The organism is Halomonas sp. 328, assembly GCF_015645095.1.
In the GTDB taxonomy this organism is placed as follows: Bacteria; Pseudomonadota; Gammaproteobacteria; order Pseudomonadales; family Halomonadaceae; genus Bisbaumannia.
This window is the reverse complement of sequence record NZ_JADOTW010000002.1, coordinates 18,413-40,166: the sequence shown is the minus strand read 5'-3', so window position 1 is coordinate 40,166 and position 21,754 is coordinate 18,413. Positions and strand designations below refer to the sequence as shown.

At 71.6% G+C, this 21,754-nt stretch carries 20 protein-coding genes; 13 read left to right on the top strand and 7 right to left on the bottom strand.

The annotated features are described in order from the left end of the window. Positions 1-10: 10 nt before the first annotated feature. Together IHD13_RS01055 and IHD13_RS01050 are read right to left on the bottom strand one after the other, a co-directional pair. Complete coding sequence (locus IHD13_RS01055; protein WP_195859182.1) at positions 11-598, bottom strand: peroxidase-related enzyme; 588 nt, start codon at positions 596-598, stop codon at positions 11-13. Between the two features lie 36 nt (positions 599-634). Beyond that, on the bottom strand, positions 635-2,101 hold the full coding sequence (locus IHD13_RS01050) for a pyridoxal-phosphate dependent enzyme (protein WP_195859181.1): 1,467 nt from the start codon (positions 2,099-2,101) through the stop codon (positions 635-637). A 160-nt stretch (positions 2,102-2,261) separates the two neighbouring features. Here IHD13_RS01050 and IHD13_RS18385 point away from each other — a divergent pair, with 160 nt between their 5' ends. From IHD13_RS18385 to IHD13_RS01010, 9 genes are all read left to right on the top strand, one after another. Next, positions 2,262-4,508, top strand: coding sequence for a BTAD domain-containing putative transcriptional regulator (locus tag IHD13_RS18385; protein WP_195859180.1), 2,247 nt, complete (start codon positions 2,262-2,264; stop codon positions 4,506-4,508). Then, on the top strand, positions 4,505-5,053 hold the full coding sequence (locus IHD13_RS01040; RefSeq protein ID WP_195859179.1) for a nickel-binding protein: 549 nt from the start codon (positions 4,505-4,507) through the stop codon (positions 5,051-5,053). Before IHD13_RS18385 ends, IHD13_RS01040 begins: the two co-directional genes overlap by 4 nt. 100 nt (positions 5,054-5,153) lie before the next feature. After that, positions 5,154-5,726, top strand: coding sequence for an OsmC family protein (locus tag IHD13_RS01035; protein WP_195859178.1), 573 nt, complete (start codon positions 5,154-5,156; stop codon positions 5,724-5,726). Continuing rightward, positions 5,723-6,655, top strand: coding sequence for an NAD(P)-binding domain-containing protein (locus tag IHD13_RS01030; protein ID WP_230086049.1), 933 nt, complete (start codon positions 5,723-5,725; stop codon positions 6,653-6,655). Before IHD13_RS01035 ends, IHD13_RS01030 begins: the two co-directional genes overlap by 4 nt. 114 nt (positions 6,656-6,769) lie before the next feature. Beyond that, positions 6,770-7,018: a hypothetical protein gene (locus IHD13_RS18065; protein ID WP_230086048.1), complete on the top strand. Its 249-nt coding sequence runs from the start codon at positions 6,770-6,772 to the stop codon at positions 7,016-7,018. 93 nt (positions 7,019-7,111) lie between these two features. Then, positions 7,112-10,249 (top strand): ATP-binding protein, encoded by a 3,138-nt coding sequence (locus IHD13_RS01025; protein WP_195859177.1) that lies wholly within the window; start codon positions 7,112-7,114, stop codon positions 10,247-10,249. A 135-nt stretch (positions 10,250-10,384) separates the two neighbouring features. Further along, on the top strand, positions 10,385-11,779 hold the full coding sequence (locus tag IHD13_RS01020; RefSeq protein WP_195859176.1) for an FAD-binding oxidoreductase: 1,395 nt from the start codon (positions 10,385-10,387) through the stop codon (positions 11,777-11,779). Positions 11,780-11,808: 29 nt separating this feature from the next. Continuing rightward, positions 11,809-12,369 (top strand): cupin domain-containing protein, encoded by a 561-nt coding sequence (locus tag IHD13_RS01015; RefSeq protein WP_195859175.1) that lies wholly within the window; start codon positions 11,809-11,811, stop codon positions 12,367-12,369. 312 nt (positions 12,370-12,681) lie between these two features. Beyond that, positions 12,682-13,815, top strand: a complete 1,134-nt coding sequence (locus tag IHD13_RS01010) for an alpha/beta hydrolase family protein (protein WP_195859174.1) — start codon at positions 12,682-12,684, stop codon at positions 13,813-13,815. 75 nt (positions 13,816-13,890) lie between these two features. Here IHD13_RS01010 and IHD13_RS01005 read toward each other — a convergent pair whose 3' ends face one another. The 4 genes from IHD13_RS01005 to IHD13_RS00990 all read right to left on the bottom strand — a co-directional run bounded on the left by IHD13_RS01005 (position 13,891) and on the right by IHD13_RS00990 (position 17,092). Beyond that, positions 13,891-14,763 (bottom strand): class I SAM-dependent methyltransferase, encoded by an 873-nt coding sequence (locus IHD13_RS01005; RefSeq protein WP_195859173.1) that lies wholly within the window; start codon positions 14,761-14,763, stop codon positions 13,891-13,893. Between the two features lie 232 nt (positions 14,764-14,995). Beyond that, positions 14,996-15,373, bottom strand: coding sequence for a group I truncated hemoglobin (locus tag IHD13_RS01000; protein ID WP_195859172.1), 378 nt, complete (start codon positions 15,371-15,373; stop codon positions 14,996-14,998). A 109-nt stretch (positions 15,374-15,482) separates the two neighbouring features. Then, a complete protein-coding gene (locus IHD13_RS00995; RefSeq protein ID WP_195859171.1) occupies positions 15,483-16,052 on the bottom strand; it encodes a TetR/AcrR family transcriptional regulator in 570 nt (189 codons plus the stop codon). Positions 16,053-16,204: 152 nt separating this feature from the next. Then, positions 16,205-17,092: a helix-turn-helix transcriptional regulator gene (locus IHD13_RS00990; protein ID WP_195859170.1), complete on the bottom strand. Its 888-nt coding sequence runs from the start codon at positions 17,090-17,092 to the stop codon at positions 16,205-16,207. 149 nt (positions 17,093-17,241) lie between these two features. On the opposite strand from IHD13_RS00990, the gene IHD13_RS00985 reads away from it, so the two are divergent. The 3 genes from IHD13_RS00985 to IHD13_RS00975 are packed head-to-tail and all read left to right on the top strand — an operon-like array spanning position 17,242 to position 19,507. Then, positions 17,242-17,949 carry an ABC transporter permease gene (locus IHD13_RS00985; RefSeq protein ID WP_230086047.1) on the top strand — a complete coding sequence of 236 codons (708 nt, stop codon included), beginning with the start codon at positions 17,242-17,244 and terminating at the stop codon, positions 17,947-17,949. Further along, entirely contained in the window at positions 17,946-18,665 is a 720-nt protein-coding gene (locus IHD13_RS00980; protein ID WP_195859169.1) for an energy-coupling factor ABC transporter ATP-binding protein, read from the top strand. The genes IHD13_RS00985 and IHD13_RS00980 overlap by 4 nt, the downstream gene beginning before the upstream one ends. Before the next feature lie 23 nt (positions 18,666-18,688). Next, positions 18,689-19,507: a substrate-binding domain-containing protein gene (locus tag IHD13_RS00975; RefSeq protein WP_195859168.1), complete on the top strand. Its 819-nt coding sequence runs from the start codon at positions 18,689-18,691 to the stop codon at positions 19,505-19,507. 20 nt (positions 19,508-19,527) lie between these two features. Here IHD13_RS00975 and IHD13_RS00970 read toward each other — a convergent pair whose 3' ends face one another. Beyond that, positions 19,528-20,487, bottom strand: a complete 960-nt coding sequence (locus IHD13_RS00970; protein WP_195859167.1) for a LysR family transcriptional regulator — start codon at positions 20,485-20,487, stop codon at positions 19,528-19,530. Between the two features lie 126 nt (positions 20,488-20,613). Here IHD13_RS00970 and IHD13_RS00965 point away from each other — a divergent pair, with 126 nt between their 5' ends. Continuing rightward, entirely contained in the window at positions 20,614-21,555 is a 942-nt protein-coding gene (locus IHD13_RS00965; protein WP_195859166.1) for a sodium-dependent bicarbonate transport family permease, read from the top strand. Positions 21,556-21,754: the final 199 nt, after the last annotated feature.

Genomic DNA, 21,754 nt, shown 5'->3' with positions numbered 1-21,754 from the left:
CCACCCTCGCTCAGGCCGGCTCGGCAATGGGCCGCCCCACGCTGAGTGACTCGATCAGCTCGGCGGGGAACTCGCGGAAGGCGGCGTCCGCCTGGACACCCAGGCCATCGAGGATACGGGTAAAGAAGGCCCGCGCCGCCACCACGGCGACGATATCGAAGATCTCGTCGTCGCCAAGGCCGTGCCCCCGCAGGGTGGCAATATCCTCGGCAGTCACCGCCGGGGCCCGGCAGGCCACCTTGGCGGCGAAGGCCATCATGGCCCGCTCCGCCTCGCTCAGGACCGCCGCCTCGCCCCTCGCCACCGCCAGGGCCGCCGTCCTGCCCAGCAGTCCCGACAGCTCCTGGGCATGGGCCAGGGCGCAATAGGTATTGCCCAGGGCCCGGGCAGCGGCCAGGGTCACCAGCTCGAAGCGGCGTGGCGCCATCGGCCGGCGAATGGTCGCCTGCAAGGCCGCCCAGCGACTCATCACCTCGGGCCGATGACTGAACACCCGGGCATAGTTGGGCAGGAAACCGTAGTGGGCCTGCTGGCGGCGGTACATGGCCGCCACCTCCTCCGAGGCCTGGTCGGGAGCAATCGTCTCGAGATAGCTCATGGTCGTGTCTCCTGTGGTCGTAGAGGGAAAAGGCGTTCAGGCCGTGGCCGGGCGCGGATGCAGCCAGGCCGGCAGCAGGCGATCGGGCTCGATCTCGGCCGCGGCATCGTAGTCGACGCCGCAGGCGGTAAGCCGCTCGCCCAGGCCGCCGTCGCGCCAGGCCGCGAAGAGCTCGCCACAGCCGCCGAGCCACTCGCCGCCGATGGCGATCTGCGGAATGGTGAGCGCCCCGGTGCGCCGGGCCAGCACCGGGCGCAGCCGCACACCCAGGTCATCGACCCGGCAGGCGGGGCCATCCAGGTCGACGCTCACAACCTCGACACCCAGGCCCTCGAAGAGCCGACGCGCCGCCCAGCAGAACTCGCACCAGGCCAGGGCGAACATCACCACCGGTGCCTCGGCCAGGCGCGCGTCGACGAAGCGTTCCGCCTCGCCATCCAGGGTCGCCACTGGCTCGGCCACCGGCGCCAGCCCGGGGCGATCGAAGCGATAGCCCGGGGTGGAGCGCGACAGGGCCAGTTCCTCCTCGTTCATCTCCTCCTCGATGCCCGCGAACAGCGGCGTGGACTGATAGCGCTCGCCGGTATCCGGCAGCATGCAGACGATATGGCTGCCGGGGGGCGCGCGGCGCGCCACCGCCAGGGCCGCGGCCAGGGTGGCGCCGCCGGAGATGCCGGCGAAGATCCCCTCCTTGCGGGCCAGGTCTCGGGCCAGGCGCAGCGCCGCCTCGCCGGCCACCGGTACCACCTCGTCCACCAGGCCATCGCTCACCGCCTGCTGGGTCAGCGCCGAGATGAAGTCGGGGCTCCAGCCCTGCATCAGGTGGGGGCGGAAGCGCGGGTGACTGGCCCCGGTCGGCTGGGCCTCGCCGCTGCCCAGCAGCGGGGCATTGTCCGGCTCGGCCACCACCACCCGAATGCGCGGATCGGCGGCCTTGAGGGTGCGGGCCACGCCCTTGAGGGTGCCGCCGGTGCCGAAGCCGGTGACCCAGGCGTAGAGGGGCTCGTCGGTGAAGTCGTCGAGTAGCTCCCGGGCCGTGGTGCGGCTATGCACCTCGGCATTGGCCTCGTTCTCGAACTGGCGACACAGGAAGTAGCCATGGGCCTCGGCCAGTTCGATCGCCTTGGCCAGCATGCCGCTGCCCTTCTCGGCGGCCGGGGTCAGCACCACCCGGGCGCCCAGGAAGCGCAACAACCGGCGCCGCTCCAGGCTGAAGCTCTCGGCCATGGTCACCACCAGCGGATAGCCCTTGCGGGCACACACCATGGCCAGGCCGATGCCGGTGTTGCCACTGGTGGCCTCGATCACCGTCTGGCCGGGGCGAAGCGCGCCGCTGCGCTCGGCGGCCTCGATCACCGCCAGCGCCATGCGGTCCTTCACCGAGCCCATGGGGTTGAAGGCCTCCACCTTCACGTGAACGTTGATGTCCGGCGGCGCGAGCCGGGCGAGGCGCACCAGCGGGGTGCGACCGATGGTCTCCAGGATGCTGGCGTAGCGGGTCATGGCGGGTCTCCTAGGCGCGATGGGGTCATGACCAGAGCCTGGCCGCCGGCCGGGGAAGCGGGCGTGGTAGCCAGCGTGGTTTTTATGGCCCGCGGCGTGGAAAACGCCGGCCAGACGCCGGGGCTATACTTCTGGGGATACCCCACCGGGGCGTGAGACGATGGCGCTGACCCTCAACCTGCTCGGCGAACTCGAAGTGATTCGAGACGGGCAGCCGTTGCCGTTGCCGCCCTCGAAGAAGACCCGCGCCCTGCTCGCCTATCTCGCCCTGCAGCGCCGCGCCTTGAGCCGCGAGCATCTCTGCGCCCTGCTCTGGGAACTGCCCGACGACCCGCGGGGCTCGCTGCGCTGGAGCCTCTCCAAGCTGCGCCGCCTGGTGGATACGCCGGGCCGGACGCGCCTCCAGGCCGACCACCTGAGCGTCGGCCTGGAGACCGCCGACATCGATATCGACGTAGCCCGGCTGCACGCCCTGCATGCCCGAGGCCTGGAACAAGCGGATACCCCCGAGCTCGAGACCGCCGCCGCCCGCTATCGCGGCCCCTTCCTGGAGGGGCTGGAGCTGGACGACTTCCACGACTTCCACGGCTGGTGCCTGGCCGAGCGGGAAACGGCCATGCGCGCCCAGGCGGCGCTGCTGGCGGCCCTGGTCGAGCGCCTGGGCGAGACACCGGAGCGCGCCCTGCCCCAGGCCCATGCCTGGGTGCGCCTGGCCCCCTTCGACGAGACGGCCCGAGCCCACCTGATCCGGCTGCTGCTGGCCCTGCATCGGCCGAAGGAGGCCGAGCAGCAGCTGCAACTGGGCATGCGATTGATCCGCGAGGCGGGCCTGCCAGACAGCGGCGAGCTGCTGCGGGCCTGGCGAGCCCCGCGACAGGCCGTCCCACCACCGCTCGAGACGCCCCCGCCGGCCTCATCCGTTCTCGACGCGACCCCGCCCCTTCAGGGGGCCCCCCTGGAGGTGCTGCGCTGGGCGGCCCTGCTCGCCCCCGACCTGGACCCGGCGACCCTGGGCCGGGTCGCGGAGCTCGAGACCAACCGCCTCGGTGCCGCCCTGGAGATCGCCGAGCGCCATGGGTGGCTGACCACCACCGAAGAGGGGCTGCGCTTCACGCGCCCCGAGCTGGCCGAGGAACTCTGTGCCGCCATCTCACCCGCCCGGCGCCAATCGATGCACCGACGCCTCGCCGAATGGCTGGCCGAGTCGCCCCTCTACGATCTCGACCAGGCCACCCGGCTCGCCCACCATGCCCAGGCCAGCGGCGATGCCGAGCTGGCCGCCCGGGCGATGATCGCCGCCGGCCGGCTCTGCCTGCGCCTGTTCGCCAATCAGCAGGCCCAGCACTTCGCCCAGCGCGGCCTGGCGCTCGCCGGCGAGGTCGCCGGTACCAAGGGCGACTGCCTGGCCCTGGAGCTCCACGATATCCTCTACAGCGCGGCGCCCCTGGCGGACTGGGAGGCCGGCGCCGGCGAGGTGGTGGCCCTGGCCGAGCGGGCCCTGGAGCACGGCGCCCTGGCCCATGCCCGGCTCGGCTACCAACTCGCCAGCCATATTCGCTGGGCCCACGGCCAGTGGTCGGGGGCCCACCAGGAGACCCTGCAGGCCGAGCGGGTGACCCGCTGCGCCGACGACCGCGAACAGATCATCGCCATGGCCGAGACGGCCCGCTGCCTGGCGATGCTGGAACGCGACCTGGAGCAGGCCACGACGATGCTGGCCCAGGCCCGCGAGCTGGCCGCCCGGCACCACCTCCACCACCCCGCCCTGCCCCTGGCCGAAGGGCTGCTCTGCCTCCACGCCGACCGCTTCGACGCGGCCGAGGCGCACCTCAATGACGCCCGCACCCTGTGCAAGGCCACGGGGGACCGCCTCGGAGAATTCCAGGCCCAGGAGTCCCTGCTGCTGATCGACCTGGAGCGCGACGACTTCCCCCGGGCCCGGCAGCGCAGCGGCGAGCTGTGCGCCCTCGGCGAGCGCCTGCGCGATGGCAGCGAGGCGCCCTTCGCCGCCGCCGCCGCCGCCGAGGCACTGTGCCACTACGCCCTGGAGGATGACGCCGGCCCCTTCGGCGTCGCCCTGGTGTCGCTGCGCCACGCCGATGCCCGACATCGCCTGGCGGTGCTGCTGCTCCAGGCGGCACGCCTCGACCTGGCCCGGGGACGCCGCGAGACGGCCGCCGCCCGGGCCGCCGAGGCCCTCGAACATGCCCGGGTCCTGGAGCGCCCCACCGAGCAGTTGCTGGCCCAGGCCCTGCTCGCCGAGGCGGCGCACCGGGCCGGCGATAGGGAGGCCGGGCACCGGCACGCCCAGGCGGCCGAGGCACTGTCCCGGGGGCCGGTGGCCGGCTGGGCACGGCGCCGCTACCGGACGCTGCACGATGCCCCGGCCGCGGAGGACGAGGCATGATCGACGTCTTCCTGGAGCAGCGCCTCGACCGCCCCGTCGAGTCGGCCCTGGTGCGCTCCCTGTCCCTCGCCGCCCAGGACTGCTTCGACCGGCACCGGGTCGCCTGGCAGGGGAGCCTACTGGCCCGGGACGGCCGCCACCTGCTCTGCCACTTTCGTGCTCCGGACCTGGAATCGGCCCGCATCGGCCTGCGCCGGGCCGGGGCCGACGTCGGCTCGCTGTGGGCCGGCACCCTGCACGATGCCCCCGGCCTCGAGGCCGCGGCGCTGGCGGGGGCCAACGTGGTGGTGGAGCGCCGCTTCGCCGCCCCGGTCAGCGTCGCGGCGATCCAGGCCCTGGAGGACGCCGGGGCCGCCTGCCTGCAGCATCACCGGGTGCGCTTCCTGCGCACCCTCTGCGCCGCAGATCATCGGCGCATGCACTGCCTCTACCACGCCCCGGACGCCGAGTCGGTACGCCTGGCCCAGCACCAGGCCGGCATGCCGGTGACGCGGATCTGGGCCTGCCGGCGCATCGTGCCGCCCGCTTCCACGCCCGCGCCCTGAAATACCACGGCCTCTCCCACGCTGGGTCCCACGTGGTCCGTCCAGGCTCGTAGCTGACCACCCAAGACTGGTCACACAACGACAACCAAGGAGAGACCCCATGCAGCCCGCTACCCCCATCATCGACCAGACCATCGACAACGGCGTCAACGTCACCGCCCTGCTCGAGGCCCGCGAGGCCCTGGCCCAGGCCCCCGAGGCCGCCCGCTTCACCTGGCGCGCCCACTGCGACTGGGTCCGCGGCACCCATAGCCGGACAACGGTGGAGAGCTATCACGGCCTCTGCGAAGAGCAGCGTCACAAGAGCCGATTCACCTTCGAGGTGGATCACCCCAAGGTGTTCGCCGCCGAGGACCAGGGCCCCACCCCAGTCGAGTACGTGCTGGTCGGCCTGGCCGGCTGTCTCACCGCCGGGATCGCCGCCGTGGCCCAGAACCGTGGCATCCAGCTGCGCTCGGTCAAGGCACGCGTCGAGGGCAGCATGGACATCCAGGGCATCCTGGGTATGGACCCCGAGGTGCGCAACGGCTTCGACGACGTCCGGGTGATCTACGAGATCGATGCCGACGCCAGCCGCACGGAAATCGAGGCGCTGGTCGCCCAGTCCCAGAAGCGTTCGGCGGTCTACGACCTGCTCACCAATCCCACCCAGGTCCGGGTGGAGGTGGCATGATCGCCGGGCGTTCACGCCCGCCGCATCGCCCGGCCCGCGCCGTGACCGTCCTGGTCATCGGCGCGGGACACGCCGGGCTCGCCATGGGCCACCATCTGGCGCGGCGCGGCATCGACCATGCGATCCTGGAGCGCGGCGAGGTGGCCCACGCCTGGCGACACCAGCGCTGGGACTCGCTGCACCTGCTCACTCCCAACTGGGAGTGCCGGCTCCCCGGGCAGGCCTACGCGGGCCCCGATCCCGACGGCTACCTGAGCATGCCGGCGCTGATCGCCTTCCTCGACGGCTATGCCCGGCGGCTCGCCTCGCCGATCCACACCGGCACCCGGGTGACGGCGGTGCAGGCCACGGACGACGGCTACCGGGTGGAGACCGACCGCGGAGCCTGGCGCTGCCGGGCGCTGGTGATGGCCACCGGCGCCTGCCAGGTGCCAGTGGTGCCCGCCCTGGCCGAGGCCCTGCCGCCCTGGATCGAGAGCCTCTCCGCGCTAGCCTATCGCCGCCCGGACCGACTCCCGCCCGGCGGCGTGCTGGTGGTGGGCGCCTCGGCCAGCGGCGTGCAGCTGGCCGACGAGCTCCAGCGCAGCGGCCGGCCGGTGACCCTGGCGATGGGCGAGCACCTGCGCCTGCCGCGCCGCTACCGCGGTCGCGATATCGAGTGGTGGCTGGATGCCGCCGGCCTGCTCGATCAGCGTTTCCACGAGGTGGAGGACATCCAGCGGGCGCGGCGTACCCCCTCGCCCCAGCTGGTGGGCGGCCCTGCGCCCCGCGACCTGGACCTCAACGCCCTGAGCGCGAACGGTATACGCCTGGTGGGCCGCCTGGTGGGGCTTGCCGGCAGCCGGCTGCAGTTCGCCGGCTCCCTGGCCATGCACGCCGCCTCGGCGGACCTCAAGCTGGGCCGGCTGCTCGACAACCTGGACGCCTGAGCGCTGGCCCACGGCTGGCACGACGGCCTGCCCGCCCCCGAGCGCCCGGCGCCCACCCGGCTGCCGGCGCGGCCCTGCCTGGGCCTCGACCTGGCCGCCGGCGAGATCAAGACGGTGCTCTGGGCCACCGGCTTCCGGCCTGACTTCTCCTGGCTGCGGGTCCCGGTGTTCGACGCCAGGGGGCGCCTGAAGCACCACGGCGGAATCGTCGCAGCCCCGGGGCTCTACGTCCTGGGCCTGCCCTTCCTGCGCCGACGCAAGTCGGCCAGCCTCTACGGCGCCGATGACGACGCCCGCGAGCTCAGCGGCCACCTGGCCGCCTGGCTGGCCACCCACGGCAGGCGGGCCTCCCTTACCGCCTGAGCGCCGGCTCGAGCCACTATACTGGCTGGCGAGGGCACCTCACCCGGCCCGGCGGGCCCCGCCGGGCCGGGGCTTCCTTGACGAGGGCGCACCATGCTGGACATCCGCTTGCTGGGCGAGCAGCGGGTCCTGGCCGCGGGGACGCCGGTCGAGACCCTGCACTCGGCGAAGGCCCTGGGCCTGCTGGCCTATCTGGCCCTGCATGCCGGTGCGCCACAACGCCGCCAGCACCTGGCCGGGCTCTTCTGGCCCGACTCCAGCGAGGCCCAGGCCCGCACCAACCTGCGCCGCGAGCTGCATCAACTGCGTGCCGCCCTGCCCGACCCGGAGCGCTACCTCGCTACGGATGCCACCAGCCTGTGCTGGCGGGAGGCGGCGCCCTGCCGCCTCGACCTGCTCGCCTTCCAGCGCGCCGCGGAGGAGGCCGAGGCCGCCGAGGACCCCGACGCCCTCCTGGCCGCCGCCCGGCGGGCGCTGGATGCCTATGGCGGCGAGCTGCTCCCCGACCTCTACGACGACTGGGTGCTCGAGGCGCGGGAACGGCTGCACCGCCGCTGCGTCGCCCTGCTCGACCGCCTGGTCACCGCCCTGGCCGAGCGGGACCCGGCGGCGGCAATCGCTCAGGCCCGCCGAAGGGTCGAACTCGAACCCCTCGAGGAGTCGGGCTACCGGACCCTGATGCATCTGCAGGCCCGTGCCGGCGACCGGGCCATGGCGCTGGACACCGGCCGACGCTGTGCCGAGATCCTGGCCCGCACCCTGGGAGTCGAACCCTCCGCCGCCACCCGGGCACTCTGTGCCGAGCTCACCGCTCCCGAGGCCCCATCCACGACCGAGGCCCCAGACGCAGCCGAGGCGACAGCGCGGCACCGGGCGCCGCCGCTGATCGGTCGGGACGCCGAGCTGGCCGCCCTCGAGGCCGCCTGGACCCGGGTCGCCCAGGGCCCGCGGGCGGTCGCCATCGCCGGGGAGGCCGGGGTCGGCAAGACGCGCCTGGCGGCGGAGCTCACCCAGGCCCTACGGCGGCGGGGCGAGCCGGTGTTGCAGGCGCGCTGTTTTCCCTCCCGGGTCCGCCTGGCGCTGGCGCCGGTGGCCGAATGGCTACGCGGCGCGGCACTGCGCCCGGGCCTCGAGCAGTTGGCGCCGGTCTGGCGCCAGGAGGTCGGCCGGCTGGTACCCGAGCTGGCCGGCGCCCCGCCCCCCTCTCCAGCGCCCCTGGCCGACGCCTGGCAGCGTCGCCAGTTCTTCGAGGGCCTGGTGCGCGCCATCCTGGCCGTCGGACGCCCCACCCTGCTGGTGCTCGACGACCTCCAGTGGTGCGACCGGGAGACCCTGGCCTGGCTCGAGGCCCTGCTGCATCTCGAGCCCAGTGCCCCCCTGCTGCTGATCGCCACCCTGCGCAGCGAGGAGCTCGACGACAACCCCGAGCTGCTCGCCTGCTGCCGGCGGCTTCAGGCCCAGGGTCTGTGGCAGCGCCTCGAACTCGACCCCCTGACGGCCGACCAGACCCTCGAGCTCGCCGCGGCCCTGCACGAGGCGCCGCTGGACGCCGCGGCCGCCCGCCGCCTGCACACCCGCACCGGCGGCTTCCCGCTGTTCGTCGTCGAGTCGCTGCGCCAAGGGGGCGCGGCCCCATCGCGGATCGAGGCGATCCTCGATTCGCGCCTCGCCCGTCTGAGCCCCGCCGCAGAGGAACTGCTCGGCCTCGCCGCCGCCCTGGGACGGGATCTCTCCCTGGAGCTGCTGGCCGCCGCCAGCGAACTGGACGAAGCCAGCCTCCAGGAGGCCCTGGACGAGCTCTGGCAGCGACGGCTGCTGCGTGAGCACTCGCCCGCCACCTACGACATCGCCCACGACCTGCTCCGCGATGCCGCCCGTCGCCGGCTCAGTCCGCCGCACCGCCGCCTCTTGCACCGTCGCCTGGCCCTCGCCCTGGCGCAGGGCCCGGCCGGTGAGCGGCCCGACGCGGCGGCGCTGATCGCCGAGCAGTTCGAGGCCGGCGGCCTGCCGGAACGGGCCCTCCACTACCACGCCCGGGCCGCCGAGGCCGCCACGGCGCTGTTCGCCCTGGACGACGCCATCGGCCACTACGAGCGGGCACTGGAACTGCTGACCGCCCGGCCGGCGGGCGAGGTCCGCGACCGCCAGGAGCTGGCGCTGTGCGAGGCCATGATCCCGCCGCTGGCCAGCCTGCACGGCTATGCGGCGCCGCGGGTCGGCGCGGTCATCGAGCGCAGCGTCGCCCTCGGCGAGCGGCTCGGCGAGGCGACGGAGGCCGCCCGTGGCCGAGCCGCCCTGTGCTGGCACCGCTTCGTCCAAGGGCGGATGCGGGAGGCCGTCCTCCTGGGAGAGGGCCTGGCCTCCTCGACGGCACCGGCCGGCTGGCACGCCCAGGCCCTGGCACTGCCACTCTTCGCCCTGGGCCGCCACCGCGAGGCGCTGGCCTGCCTCGACCGGCTCGGCGAGACGCCAGCCGCGGATGACCGCTCCCTGTTCGGGTTTCGCGCCGGGGTGCTGCTGCACGGCGCCCGGGCCCACCTCCACTGGCTGCTGGGCCAGAGCGGGGCCGCGGCGGCAAGCGCCGCCGCGGCCCTCCAACTGGCCGACGCCTCGGGCCACCCCTTCGAGGCGGCGATCGCCCACGGCTATGCGGCGATCACCCATCACCTGCTCGGTGACCCCGAGGCCACCGACGAGCACGCCGCCCGGGTGCGGCGCCTGAGCACCCGTTACGGCTTCGCCTACTACGGCGAATGGGGGCGTATCCTGGCCGGCCGCCTGACCGGCGGGGCGACGGGCGAAGCCCTTATCCGCCAGGGCATCGAACGGCTGCGCCAGCAGCATGCCGGCGCCCGCCTGCCGTTCTGGCTGGCCCAGCTCGCCGAGGTGCTCGCCGGGATGGGCCGCCCGGAGGAGGCCCTGCGGGTCCTGGGCGAAGCGCGGGCCTGGGCCGAGGCCCAGGGCGACCGCTGGTGGCTGGCCGAGCTGTGGCGACTGGAGGCGACCCTCGGCCCCGGCGAGGCGGCCGGCGCCGGGCTAGAGCGAGCCCTGGCCACCGCCACCGAGCAGGGCGCCCTGGCCCTGCAGCTGCGTGCCGCCCTCGACCTGGCATGCCGCGGCCACGCCAGGGAGGACGGCGACATGGCCCTCCCGCGCCTCGCCGTCCTGAGGGCCCGGGCCAGCGGCTGCAACCCCCACGAGCTCGCCGCCGTCGACGCCCTGCTCGGCTGATCACGGCCTCCCCCTCTCTCCACGAACACCCTTCACGAACGCCCGCCCCGTCGCCGCGAACGCTAAGCGAACGCCCGGCAAACGCCGGGCGGTCCATCCTCTAGACGTTGACTCACCGCGATCAGGAGGCATCCCATGGATCAGCCAGACCTTCCCCAGGCCGCCCTCGAGGCCCTTCAGGGCGCCATGCGCGGCCGGCTGCTGCGCCCCGGCCAGGAGGGCTACGCGACGGCGCGTGCCGTCTGGAACGGCATGATCGACCGCCACCCCGGGGCCATCGCCCGCTGCGTCGACGTCGCCGACGTCATGGCGGCGGTGCGCACGGCGAGCGAATACGACCTGCCGCTGGCCGTGCGGGGCGGCGGCCACAGTGCCAGCGGCCAGGCCCTCTGCGACGGTGGCCTGGTGATCGACCTCTCGGCCCTGCGCGGCGTGCGGGTCGAGCCCGACGAGCGCAGCGTCCTGGTGGCGGGGGGCTGCACCCTGGGCGACGTCGATCACGCCACCCACCCCTTCGGGCTAGCCACCCCCTTCGGCATCATTTCCACCAGCGGCGTCGGCGGCCTCAGCCTGGGCGGCGGCCACGGCTACCTCACCCGCCAGTACGGCCTGACCATCGACAACCTGCTGGCCGCGGACCTGGTGCTGGCCGACGGCCGTTTCGTGACCGCCAGCGCCGACACCCACCCGGAGCTGTTCTGGGCCCTGCGCGGCGGCGGCGGCAACTTCGGGGTGGTCACCGCCTTCCGCTTCCGCTGCCATCCGGTGGCCCGGGTCATCGCCGGCCCGACCTTCTACGACCTGGAGGCCACCGGCGAGGTGCTGCGCTGGTTCCGGGAATTCATACCCACCGCACCGGAGAGCCTCAACGGCTTCTTCCTGGTCGGCACCGTGCCCCCGGCACCGCCCTTCCCGGAGGCCCTGCATGGCCGTCACGTCTGCGGCATCGTCTGGTGCTACAGCGGCGACCTGGCGGCGGCCGATGCCGTCCTGGCGCCGGTGCGCGCCTTCGGCAAGCCGCTGCTGGACGGCCTCCACGAGGTGCCCTTCCCGGCCCTGCAATCGGTCTTCGACCCCCTCTACCCGCCCGGCCTGCACTCCTACTGGCGGGGCGACTTCTTCAACACACTCAGCGACGAGGCGATCGCCGTCCATGAGCGCTTCGCCGAGGTGCCCACCCCGCTCTCCACCATGCACCTCTACCCCATCGATGGGGCGCCCCAGCGGGTGAGACCCGACGAGACCGCCTTCCACTTCCGGGAGGCCAACTGGAGCGCGGCGATCGTCGGCATCGATCCCGACCCGGCCAACGCCGACCGCATCCGCGACTGGGTAGTGAGCTACTGGGAGGCCCTGCACCCCAGCTCGGCCGGCGGCGCCTACGTGAACTTCATGATGGACGAGGGCCACGACCGGGTCCGTGCCACCTACGGCGCGAACTATGCGCGCCTGGCGCGCCTCAAGGCGCGCTACGACCCCCACAACCGCTTTTGCCACAACCACAACATCCCGCCGGCCGACCCGGCGTGATCCCCCCGACGAGACGAAGGAGCACCGCCATGAAACCCCAAGCCCCCCATCCCCTGCCCCTCGCCGGCCTGCCCCTCGCTGGCCTGATCATCGGCGCCCTGGCACTGGCCCTCCCGCCGCTCGCCGCAGGCGACGGCCCACCGCCCATCGCCGTGCAGGAGCTGACCCAGCGCAGCGCCATCATCGACGAGGTGGGTATCCAGATCACCCTGACCGTCGAGGGCCGGGACCCGCAGCTCCTGGAGCTGCCCGAGCCCGGTCGGGTCGCCATCGCCGAGATCACCGTCCAGCCGGGGGCCGCCTTCCCCTGGCACAGCCACCCCGGCCCGGTGATCGCCACCCTCAAGCAGGGCACCCTGGTCTATGTCTATGCCGACGACTGCGTCGAACGCCCCTATGCGGCGGGCGAGCTGTTCATCGACCCGGGGTTCGACAACATCCACCGCGCCTTCAACCCCAGCGACGAGGAGGTCGCCGTGGTGGTGGCCACCTTCCTCAACGCCCCCGAGGGCGAGCACGGCCAGGGCCTGACCCTGCCCCGGGAACCCGAGGGAAGCTGCCCCGGCCTGCCGACCGCCAGCGCCCACTAAGTCACTCATCGACTAAACCACCCGGCCCCGGCGCCCAACGACGCCAGGGCCGGTATCGGCTGTCACCGCACTCGCCACTCAGGCCACGACACGAGCCACGCTCTTCAAGGCTTTGTCTGAAAAGTCGGCGAGCGAAGGTCAGACAAAGCAAAAATCGGCGAAAAGACGAACCGGGCTCGCGTGCGAGTTTACGGGGTGTAAATGAGCACTTTGATCGGACTCGCGCACGAGCCGATTTTTAACGCCGTATGGCCGAGCGCAGCCAGTTTTCGGGCATAGCCTAGACTGCCAATCGAGGGGAGAGAAATGGGCATGATGATGGTGAGAGGCGTTGGCGCCTTCCTGCTGATCACGGGGCTGATCGCCGCCCTGCTGGCGAGTCACGGCGCCATGAACCGAGGCTACGAGGCGCTGCTGGCCCTGGGCGATATCGCCGCGGGCAGCGAAGCCAGCCGACTGAAGGCGCGCACCCCGGACCCCGTTCGGGAGGAGCTGACCTATGCGGTCGACGGGCGCGGGTACCGGGCGGATCTCTACCGCCCGGACGAGCCGCGCCGCGGCGCCCTGATCCTGGTCCACGGCTTCACCGACGCGGGACGTCGCGATCCCCGCCTGATCGAGTTCGCCATGACCCTCTCCCGCCTGGGCTTCACGGTGATGGTGCCGGAGCTGGAGGGGCTAAAGCGGTTCTCCGTCAGCACCCGGGAGGTGGAGGCCATCGCCGATGCCATTCGCCATCTCACGCAGACGGAACCGGCGGCGAGGTCGACCACCGCCCTGGCCGCCATCAGCCTGGCGGTGGGGCCGGCGCTGGTCGCCGCCAAGCAGGCGGATACCGCCGACCGGGTCCGCTTCCTGATCGCCCTGGGGGGCTACTATGACCTGACCGACATGCTGCGCTATGTCACCACCGGAGAGGATCAGGGCGGCGCCGGGCGGGCGGCCCCGCCGCCGCAGCGGGAGGGACGCTGGGCGGTGCTGCTGAGCCAGCTGCACTGGCTGGAGGACGAGAATGACCGGGCAGCCCTCGCCGCCATCGCCAGGCGCAAGCTGGAGGACCCCGATGCCCCGGTGCAGACCGAGGTGTGCCAACTAGGCCCCCAGGCGCAGGCGGCCTACGAGCTGGTGACCAATGAGGATCCCGAGCGGGTGGAGGCGCTGGTCGCACGGCTGCCGCCGCCCCTGCTGGAGGAGTACCAGGCGCTGGACCTGTCGGCACGGGATCTCGACAAGCTGCAGGCACGGCTGGTGCTGATTCATGGCCCCCATGACCGGGTGATTCCGGTCAGCCACAGTCGGCGCCTGCGGGATGCCCTGCCGGCATATCAGGCTCGACTCTTCGAGGCCGGCGGGCTCGAACACGTGGCGGTCTCCCCGGGCTGGCGAGACGGCTGGGGCCTATGGCGAGCCACCATTCACCTGCTGGCCCTGGGAGAACAGGAATAAGATCTCCTTGCGGCAAACACGCCAGGGGCGCCATCGGGCAGTACGGCCCCGAGGCACCCCCGGTCTCCGGCACTTTCACTCCCCGGCCGGCTTGCGCGCCGTAATGGTCCAGGAGCTGGAGCCCATGACGATCTTGCCGTCCTGCTCATAGGGGGCCAGGGCCTGGCGCAGTGCCTCCTCGATTTCCGGGCGCTGCCGCTCGGCCGCCTCCCCCGCCTCGCGGAACACCTCGCCGGCCGGTCCCAGGGCAAGCTGGAAGCGCATGGCGTTCTCCACCGAGTCCCCCACCTCGACGGGGCCGTCGTTGCGGGTGAAGTCGATCGCCTCGAAGCCGGCGATCTCCAACTGCTGGCCGACCACCTCGGGGTTGGCCATGGAGAAGGGGCCCGGGCCGCAGGTGCGGGCATCCTCACCGGGGGGCGGCAGGAAGTCCAGCACCACCTGCTTGGGCAGGCCCAGCCAGGGGTTGTCCTCGATCTGGCGCCAGACGATAAACATCAGCTCGCCGCCCGGTTTCAGGGCCTTGTGCACATTGCGCATGGCCGGCACCGGATGTTCGAAGAACATCATGCCGAAGCGCGAGAAGCAGAGATCGAACTCGGGCTCGAAGGGGTAGCGCTCCACGTCGGCCGACACGAAGGTGACGTTGTCGACGCCCGCCTCGGCGGCCCGTCGCCGGGCATCGGCAAGAAACTGCTCGACGCAATCCAGGCCCAGTACCTCGCCGCCTGGACCGGTCTTGCGGGCCAGGGCAATGGCCGTGTCGCCCCAGCCACACCCCACGTCGACGACGCGGCTGCCCGGCGCCAGGGAGAGGAGTTCGAGGGGGATCCGGCTATGGTAGCTCAGGCCATTCATCAGGATATTCTGGAAACGATCGAACTTCTCGGCCAGGGTGTCGTTCCAGAACTCGACATACTCGCTGGCCGCGGTTGGGGTCCGGTTCATGGCACACCTCCGCGTGGTCGCCATGGGATTGCGGCACCTCGGTGCCGGCATGCCGTAGCGGGATACCGACTCGAGATCCCGCCGCGTACCTACCAGTTGTAGCAGTGATGGCGCGCCCCGGCAGGGTCCGGAGTCGATCGGAGTGGGTTCACGAAGCGAGTCGAGGCCCGGCCTCGAAACGGCGACGCCCGGGGCAGGGCCCGGGCGTCACTGGTATTAGTGCGTCGCGTCATCATACATGCAGGATCTCCTCCTTCAGCGAGTAGGTGATGCCCAGCACCTCCTGGCGGGTCTGGGCGTCGATACCCTGGCGCTCGAGCGCCTCCTGGATATCGTCCATCACCGCCATGTACTCGGCCTCGCCGATATTCATGCCGCGGTGCGCCTCGAGCATGGTCTTGCCGCGATACTCGGCGGGGCCACCGCTGCCCGCGGAGAGGAAGTCACGCAGGTGTCCCTTGAGCTCCTCGAAGTGCTCGGGATCGTCCTGTGAGGGAAGGTAACGGGCCCGGATGGCCGGGTTCTGCAAATGCGTCTCGACGATATCGTCGACCAGGGCGGCGATGCCCCGCTCGCCGCCCAGGCGCTCATAGAGGCTTGTGGTTGTCATCTGACACCTCCCGGGCCGGCCAGGATGCCGACCCTTGCCACGAGTGAGGAACGGCCTCGGGCCGTTCGGAACAGACCGGTCGGTCCAATCTCGGCGCCAGAAAAGCCCCTCAGCGAGTCGCGGCCGAGAAGTAGAAGTCGAGCATGGCCCCGAGGGGGCCGGGATCCCGGCGCAGACGGCTGCGCAGGGCGGCGCCTTCCCAGCAATCCAGCAAGCGATCCGCCAGCTCGCGGGGATCCTGCGCCGCCGCCAGCTCGCCCCGCTGGCGTGCCTCCTCCAGGCAAACGGCGATCCGCTCGGCGATCAGGTTGAAGCAGCCCTCGATCTTGTGGCGGAAGGTGTCGCTGACCCCGGAGAGCTCCTGGCCCAGGCCGCCCAGCAGGCACCCCAGGTAGCCTTCCCGGCGGTACTTCTCCCGGGACAGCTCGAAGAACAGGCGCACCCGCTCCAGGGGCGGCAAGTCGCGATTGCCCAGGCTCATCTCCAGGCCCTGGTGGACCTCCTGCATATAGCGATCCACCACCCGCAGGGCGAAATCCTCCTTGCTGCGGAAATGGTGGTAGAAGGAGCCCTTGGGCACTCCCGTCTCCGCCAGCAGGGCCTGGATGCCCAGGTCGTGGTAACCGTGTTCCAGCAACATGGCGAGTCCCGCCTCGAGCAATCGCTCCTGGGTCGTCATCGACGACGTCTCCTGGTGATTCGTCCCTCCGACCGAAGCCGAGCACTGCCGGCACGCCTCGTGCCGTCTGACTCAGCCGACTCGGGCTAGACCGACCGGTCTGTTTTTCAGTATGGCTCAGCCCGACCCGCCGTCAAGCTCACGGGACTGTCTCAGGCGTTATGGACCACCCGCCCCAGCTCGCTCAGGTCATAGCCTCCCAGGGTCGCCGCCCGCTCGGCGAAGCGCGGCTCCCGGGCGAAGGCCAATAGGCGCTGGATCGGCGCCTCGAAGTAGTCCCGGCGGCGCATCAGCAGGTCGAAGGGCTCCCAGTGCAGGGACAGGAAATCCACGCCCTGGCGCCGCGCCGCCGCCGCCACCCCCAGGCCGGCATCGGCCTCTCCCTGACGCACCGCCAGGGCCAGGTCGTCCTCGCTCAGGGCCAGATGGGGCGCGAAGGTCACGGCCTGGACGTCCACTCCCTCACGGGCCAGCAGATAGCGCAGCAGCCGTTCGGCCCCGGCATCCGGCTGACGCCGGGCCACCACCACCCCGGGCCGGGCCAGGTCCGCCAGGCCGCGAACGGCGAGTGGATTGCCCGGGGCGAGCAGGAGCCCCTGGTAGCGCCGCGCCCAGCGCAATACCACCAGGTCGCCCATGGCGCCCAGGCCGAGGCGCGCCGGATCATTGTAAGCGCCGCTCTCGGGGTCGAGCAGATGCACTCCGGCCAACATGGCGTCGCCCTCGGCCAGGCGCCGTACCCCGTCGCCGCTGCCATGGCAGAGCAGCGCCAGATCACAGCCACTCTCGCGCACCGCCCACTCCAGCAGAGGATCCTGGCTACCGGCCAGCACCGGGGGGGCCGCGCGACGACCGGCGCGATCCCCCTCCAGGTGATGCATCAGCCACAGGTCCAGGCTATGGCGGGGAAACAGCAGCTTGCCGGTGACCCGGGTACAGGGGATCACCCCCTGGGCGGCCAGATCATAGAGCTTGCGTTCTTTCAGCCTCAGATAAGCCGCCGCCTCGGCAGTGGTCAGATAGGTCGCCTTGGATTCCATCCGCTCTCCCCCGGGGTGTCTCCATCGCGCCCCTGGCGGTCGTAATGACGCCAGAGGTCGTCGTCTCACTGCATTATCCTGCATATTTTCCAGCATAGGATGCATCAACGCGAATTAATGCAGAAGATGCGAGGAAACCCCAGGGGAACATGATGCCCACTTCCGACTCCGCCTTTATCACCGCCCTGCACCTGGTGCTCGACCTGGATCCGACGCTGCTGGCCATCGTCGCCCTGTCGCTGCAGGTATCGCTGGCGGCGGTGCTGATCGCCGCCCTGGTCGGCCTGCCCCTGGGCGCGGCCCTGGCATTATGGCGCTTTCCCGGCCGCGGCCTGGTGATCGTGGTGCTCAATGCACTGATGGGCCTGCCCCCGGTGGTGGCGGGCCTGGCGGTCTACCTGCTGCTCTCCCGGGCCGGCCCCCTGGGCCAGTTTGGCCTGCTCTTTACCCCCGGCGCCATGGTGATCGCCCAGGTGGTGCTGATCCTGCCGATCATCGCCGCCCTGACCCGACAGCAGATCGAGGAGCTCCACGGCGAGTATGCCGAACAGCTGGCCTCCCTGGGGCTGTCCCGGCCGAGGCGCATACCCACCCTGCTGTGGGACGCCCGCTTCGGCCTGCTGACCGTGATCCTGGCCGGCTTCGGTCGCGCCAGCGCCGAGGTCGGCGCGGTGATGATGGTGGGCGGCAATATCGATGGCGTGACCCGGGTCATGACCACCGCCATCGTGCTAGAAACCGGCAAGGGCAACCTGGCCCTGGCCCTGGGCCTGGGCCTGGTGCTGCTGGTACTGGTGACCCTGATCAACGGCGCCGCCCATCTGCTGGGCGAGACGGCGCGGAGGCGGCTGGGATGAATGACCTGAGCCATACGGGCATTATCAGCCCACTCACCTTCGAGGCGGTCAGCGTCAGCCACCGTGGCCAGCCACTGCTGCACCCACTCGACCTGCGCCTGAGCGGCTGCCGGCGCACCCTGGTGATGGGCCCCAATGGCGCCGGCAAGAGCCTGCTGCTGCGCCTGGCCCATGGCCTGCTGCCCCCCAGCGGCGGGCGGATTCGCTGGGAGGGGAGCACGCCGCGCCAGGCCATGGTGTTTCAGCGCCCGGTGCTGTTGCGCCGCTCGGCACTGGCCAACCTCACCTATGCCCTGGCGGTCAACGGCACGCCAAGGCGCCAACGTCAGGCGCTGGCCATGGAGGCCCTGGATCACTTCGGCCTGGCGAGCCTGGCCCGGCGCCCCGCCCGGGTGCTCTCCGGCGGCGAGCAGCAACGCCTGGCCCTGGCCCGGGCCTGGCTACTGCGTCCCCAGGTGCTGTTCCTCGACGAGCCCACCGCGGCCCTGGATCCGGCCGCCATCAAGGCGGTAGAGGCGGCGGTGCTCGACTTCCACCGACGCGGCACCCGGATCGTCATGACCAGTCACGACCTGCATCAGGCCCGCCGCCTGGCCGACGAGGTGATCCTGCTCAATGGTGGCCGGCTGGTCGAGCAGAGCGACGCCGCCACCTTCTTCCGCGAGCCTCGCAGCGACGAGGGCCGTGCCTTCCTGCGCGGCGAGCGGGTCTGGTAATCACTTTTATCAAGGAGGCTCCCATGACGCCACGCCCATTTCTCGCGGCCCTGGCCCTGATGGGAGTCGCCCTCGACGCCCAGGCCAGCGAGCCCTACCTGACCCTGGCCTCCACCACTTCCACCGAGCAGTCGGGACTCTTCGCCGAGCTGCTGCCGGCCTTCCAGGCGGCGACCGGCATTCGGGTGCGGGTGGTGGCCGTGGGCACCGGCCAGGCCTTCGAGATCGCCCGACGCGGCGACGCCGACGCCCTGCTGGTCCACGATGCCCAGGCCGAAGAGGCCTTCGTGGCCGAGGGCTATGGCAGCGAGCGAGCCGATGTGATGGTCAACGACTTCGTGCTAATCGGCCCCGCCGGGGGGCCGGCCGGTGCCGACCCCGCCGGGGTCGCGGAGGCCGAGAGCATCCTCGATGCCCTGGCGCGGATCGCCGAGGCCGAGGCACCCTTCGCCTCCCGGGGCGACGACAGCGGCACCCACCGCGCCGAGCGGCGCCTCTGGGAGGCCGCCGAGATCACCCCCACCGCCCCCTGGTATCGCGAGCTGGGCAGCGGCATGGGCCCCACTCTCAACACCGCCGCCGCCATGGGCGCCTATGTGCTGGCCGACCGCGCCACCTGGGCGGCCTTCGCCAACCGCCAGGAGCTGGCCCTGCTCTTCGAGGGCGATGAGCGCCTCTTCAACCAGTACGGCAGCGTGGTGATCGACGCCGAACGCCACTCCCACCTCAAGCACAACCTGGCCGCCCAGTGGCACGCCTGGCTGCTCTCCGACGAGGGCCAGCAGGCCATCGCCGACTTCACCGTCGACGGCCAGCCGCTGTTCTTCCCCAACGCGGAGTAGGCCCCCACGGCGGCGCCTGTTCAGGGCGCCGCCTCCAGCCGTTCCAGCAACCCCGCCAGCTCATTGCACACGAAGCGCGGCTCCACGCACTCGCCCAGGTGCCCCTCGGCGAAGCGCAGGAAACCCAGCGCCGCGTGGGAGAGCCGGCGATCGCGGCGTACGATGAATTGCCAGTGGCTCTCCAGCGGCAGCCCCGCCACCGGCAGGATCACCAGGTCGGGGTGCTCCGGCGGCAGCACATGCTCGGAGAGCACGGCGAGGCCCATGCCGGAGGCCACCCCGACGCGAATCGCCTCGTTGCTGGCCATCTGCAGGGTCGCCCCGAGCGTCAGGCCCTGTTCCTGGAGCCAGCTGTCGAAGAGCATGCGGGTGGCCGAGCCCGGCTCGCGCAGCAGCATGCGCTCGCCGAGCAGCTCGCTCATCGCCACTCGCTCGCGCCCGGCCAGGCGGTGGCCCCGGGGCGCCACCGCCACCAGGGGGTTGCGCAGGAAGCGTCCCGCCACTGCGTGGGCCAATGAGGGCGGATGGCTGAACACATAGAGGTCGTCCTCCTGGCGCTCGAAGCGGGTCAACATCTGCCGGCGGTTACCGATATGCACGGTCATGTCGACCTCGGGAAAGGCCCGGCTGTAGGGACCCATCAGCCGCGGCAGCACGTACTGGGCAGTATTGACCAGGGCGATGGAGAAGCGCCCCCGCTCGCCGCCACGCAGGGCGTCCAGGTAGTCGCCGAAGTCATCGAAGCGCCCCAGCACCTCGCGGCTGGCCCGGTAGAGTTCGGCGCCGGCTTCGGTGGGCGAGAGCCGCCCCTGGCGACTCGCAAGCAAAGGCTCACCCACCGCCTCGGCCAGGCGCTTGAGCTGCTGGGAGACGGTGGGCTGGGTCAGGTGCAGGCGTCGCGCCGCCTCGCTGACCGAGCCGCTGCTGACCACCGCCGCATAGACCTGCAACAGGCGAAAGGTCAGATGACGACTATTCATGGCGCACCTCGTTCGTTGATGCCATAGATGATTATCTATATTTAATCACTTAAATCTTAATTGGTATCCATACCCTAGCCTACGCACAATGCGCCGCGTTTTCCTTTCGCGAGACGAGATGCTCCCATGCCCGATATCGTGGTGATGTTCTTCCTCCTCGGCCTGCTGGCCGGGGTGGTGAAGTCCGACCTGACCATCCCCAAGGCCGCCTACGACACCCTGAGCCTGCTGCTGATGCTGACCATCGGCCTCAAGGGGGGCATGGCCCTCTACGGCAACCTGGGCTGGTCCATCGTGCCGGAGCTGGCCGCGGTGGCGGCCCTCGGTGCCCTGATCCCCCTGGCGCTGATGCCGGTGCTGCGCCGCCTGGTGCGCCTCTCCCCCGCCGACAGCGCCAGCATCGCCGCCCACTATGGCTCGGTAAGCGCCGGCACCTTCGCCGTGGCGCTGGCCTTCGCCGAGGGCCGCGGCCTGCCGATCGGCGCCGAGGTCACCCTCTATCTGGTGATGATGGAGTTGCCGGCGATCATGGTGGCCATCGCCCTCTATCGCCGCCACGCGGGCAGCGACTCCGGCGAAGCGCTGCAGGGCATCTGGCACGAGACCCTGACCAACCGCGGGGTGATCCTGCTGGCCGGCGGCGCGGTGATCGGCGCCATGTATGGCCCCATGCAGGGCGCCAACGTCACCGAGCTCTTCACCAACGCCTTCCACGCCGTGCTCGCCCTCTTCCTGCTGCAGATGGGCCTGACCGCCGCCGACACCCTGAGGCCCATCCCCTGGTTCCACTGGCGCCTGCTGACCTTCGCCCTGATCGCCCCCCTGGTCCTCTCGCTGACCGGCCTGGCCGTGGGCCTGGCGCTGGGGCTGCCCACCGGCTCGTTGCTGATCCTCACCGCACTGGCCGCCAGCGCCTCCTATATCGCCGCCCCGGCGGCCATGCGCACCGCCATCCCCAAGGCCAATATCGGCCTGGCGATGCTCGCCTCCCTGGGCTTTACCTTCCCCCTCAACGTCATCCTCGGCATCCCCCTCTACTATCAGCTGGTGCATGCCCTGGGCGGCTGATCCGACCCGGCCTTCCTACCACTGACGACCCGGCGCCCCGCGGGGCGCCTTTCGCCTTGGCGGCCCACCGGGGCCAGCCGCTACGCTGAAGACGACATCCCGGCCACGCTGACGACGCCCGGTCCGTCTGCGACCTTGGTATAGCCGATTTGCACTTTACGTTAACGTAAACCTTGCCTAGTCTAGAGCCATTCAAACG

What these genes read in the sequence shown, in the direction of transcription:
- IHD13_RS01040 (WP_195859179.1), top strand. Translation starts at nt 4,505, where the DNA reads ATGATCGACGTCTTCCTGGAGCAGCGCCTCGACCGCCCCGTCGAGTCG.
- IHD13_RS01020 (WP_195859176.1), top strand. Translation starts at nt 10,385, where the DNA reads ATGGATCAGCCAGACCTTCCCCAGGCCGCCCTCGAGGCCCTTCAGGGC.
- IHD13_RS01000 (WP_195859172.1), bottom strand. Translation starts at nt 15,373, where the DNA reads ATGACAACCACAAGCCTCTATGAGCGCCTGGGCGGCGAGCGGGGCATC.
- IHD13_RS00990 (WP_195859170.1), bottom strand. Translation starts at nt 17,092, where the DNA reads ATGGAATCCAAGGCGACCTATCTGACCACTGCCGAGGCGGCGGCTTAT.
- IHD13_RS00975 (WP_195859168.1), top strand. Translation starts at nt 18,689, where the DNA reads ATGACGCCACGCCCATTTCTCGCGGCCCTGGCCCTGATGGGAGTCGCC.
- IHD13_RS01035 (WP_195859178.1), top strand. Translation starts at nt 5,154, where the DNA reads ATGCAGCCCGCTACCCCCATCATCGACCAGACCATCGACAACGGCGTC.
- IHD13_RS01015 (WP_195859175.1), top strand. Translation starts at nt 11,809, where the DNA reads ATGAAACCCCAAGCCCCCCATCCCCTGCCCCTCGCCGGCCTGCCCCTC.
- IHD13_RS18385 (WP_195859180.1), top strand. Translation starts at nt 2,262, where the DNA reads ATGGCGCTGACCCTCAACCTGCTCGGCGAACTCGAAGTGATTCGAGAC.
- IHD13_RS01025 (WP_195859177.1), top strand. Translation starts at nt 7,112, where the DNA reads ATGCTGGACATCCGCTTGCTGGGCGAGCAGCGGGTCCTGGCCGCGGGG.
- IHD13_RS00995 (WP_195859171.1), bottom strand. Translation starts at nt 16,052, where the DNA reads ATGACGACCCAGGAGCGATTGCTCGAGGCGGGACTCGCCATGTTGCTG.
- IHD13_RS01050 (WP_195859181.1), bottom strand. Translation starts at nt 2,101, where the DNA reads ATGACCCGCTACGCCAGCATCCTGGAGACCATCGGTCGCACCCCGCTG.
- IHD13_RS00970 (WP_195859167.1), bottom strand. Translation starts at nt 20,487, where the DNA reads ATGAATAGTCGTCATCTGACCTTTCGCCTGTTGCAGGTCTATGCGGCG.
- IHD13_RS01010 (WP_195859174.1), top strand. Translation starts at nt 12,682, where the DNA reads ATGATGATGGTGAGAGGCGTTGGCGCCTTCCTGCTGATCACGGGGCTG.
- IHD13_RS01030 (WP_230086049.1), top strand. Translation starts at nt 5,723, where the DNA reads ATGATCGCCGGGCGTTCACGCCCGCCGCATCGCCCGGCCCGCGCCGTG.
- IHD13_RS00965 (WP_195859166.1), top strand. Translation starts at nt 20,614, where the DNA reads ATGCCCGATATCGTGGTGATGTTCTTCCTCCTCGGCCTGCTGGCCGGG.
- IHD13_RS00985 (WP_230086047.1), top strand. Translation starts at nt 17,242, where the DNA reads ATGATGCCCACTTCCGACTCCGCCTTTATCACCGCCCTGCACCTGGTG.
- IHD13_RS01055 (WP_195859182.1), bottom strand. Translation starts at nt 598, where the DNA reads ATGAGCTATCTCGAGACGATTGCTCCCGACCAGGCCTCGGAGGAGGTG.
- IHD13_RS00980 (WP_195859169.1), top strand. Translation starts at nt 17,946, where the DNA reads ATGAATGACCTGAGCCATACGGGCATTATCAGCCCACTCACCTTCGAG.
- IHD13_RS01005 (WP_195859173.1), bottom strand. Translation starts at nt 14,763, where the DNA reads ATGAACCGGACCCCAACCGCGGCCAGCGAGTATGTCGAGTTCTGGAAC.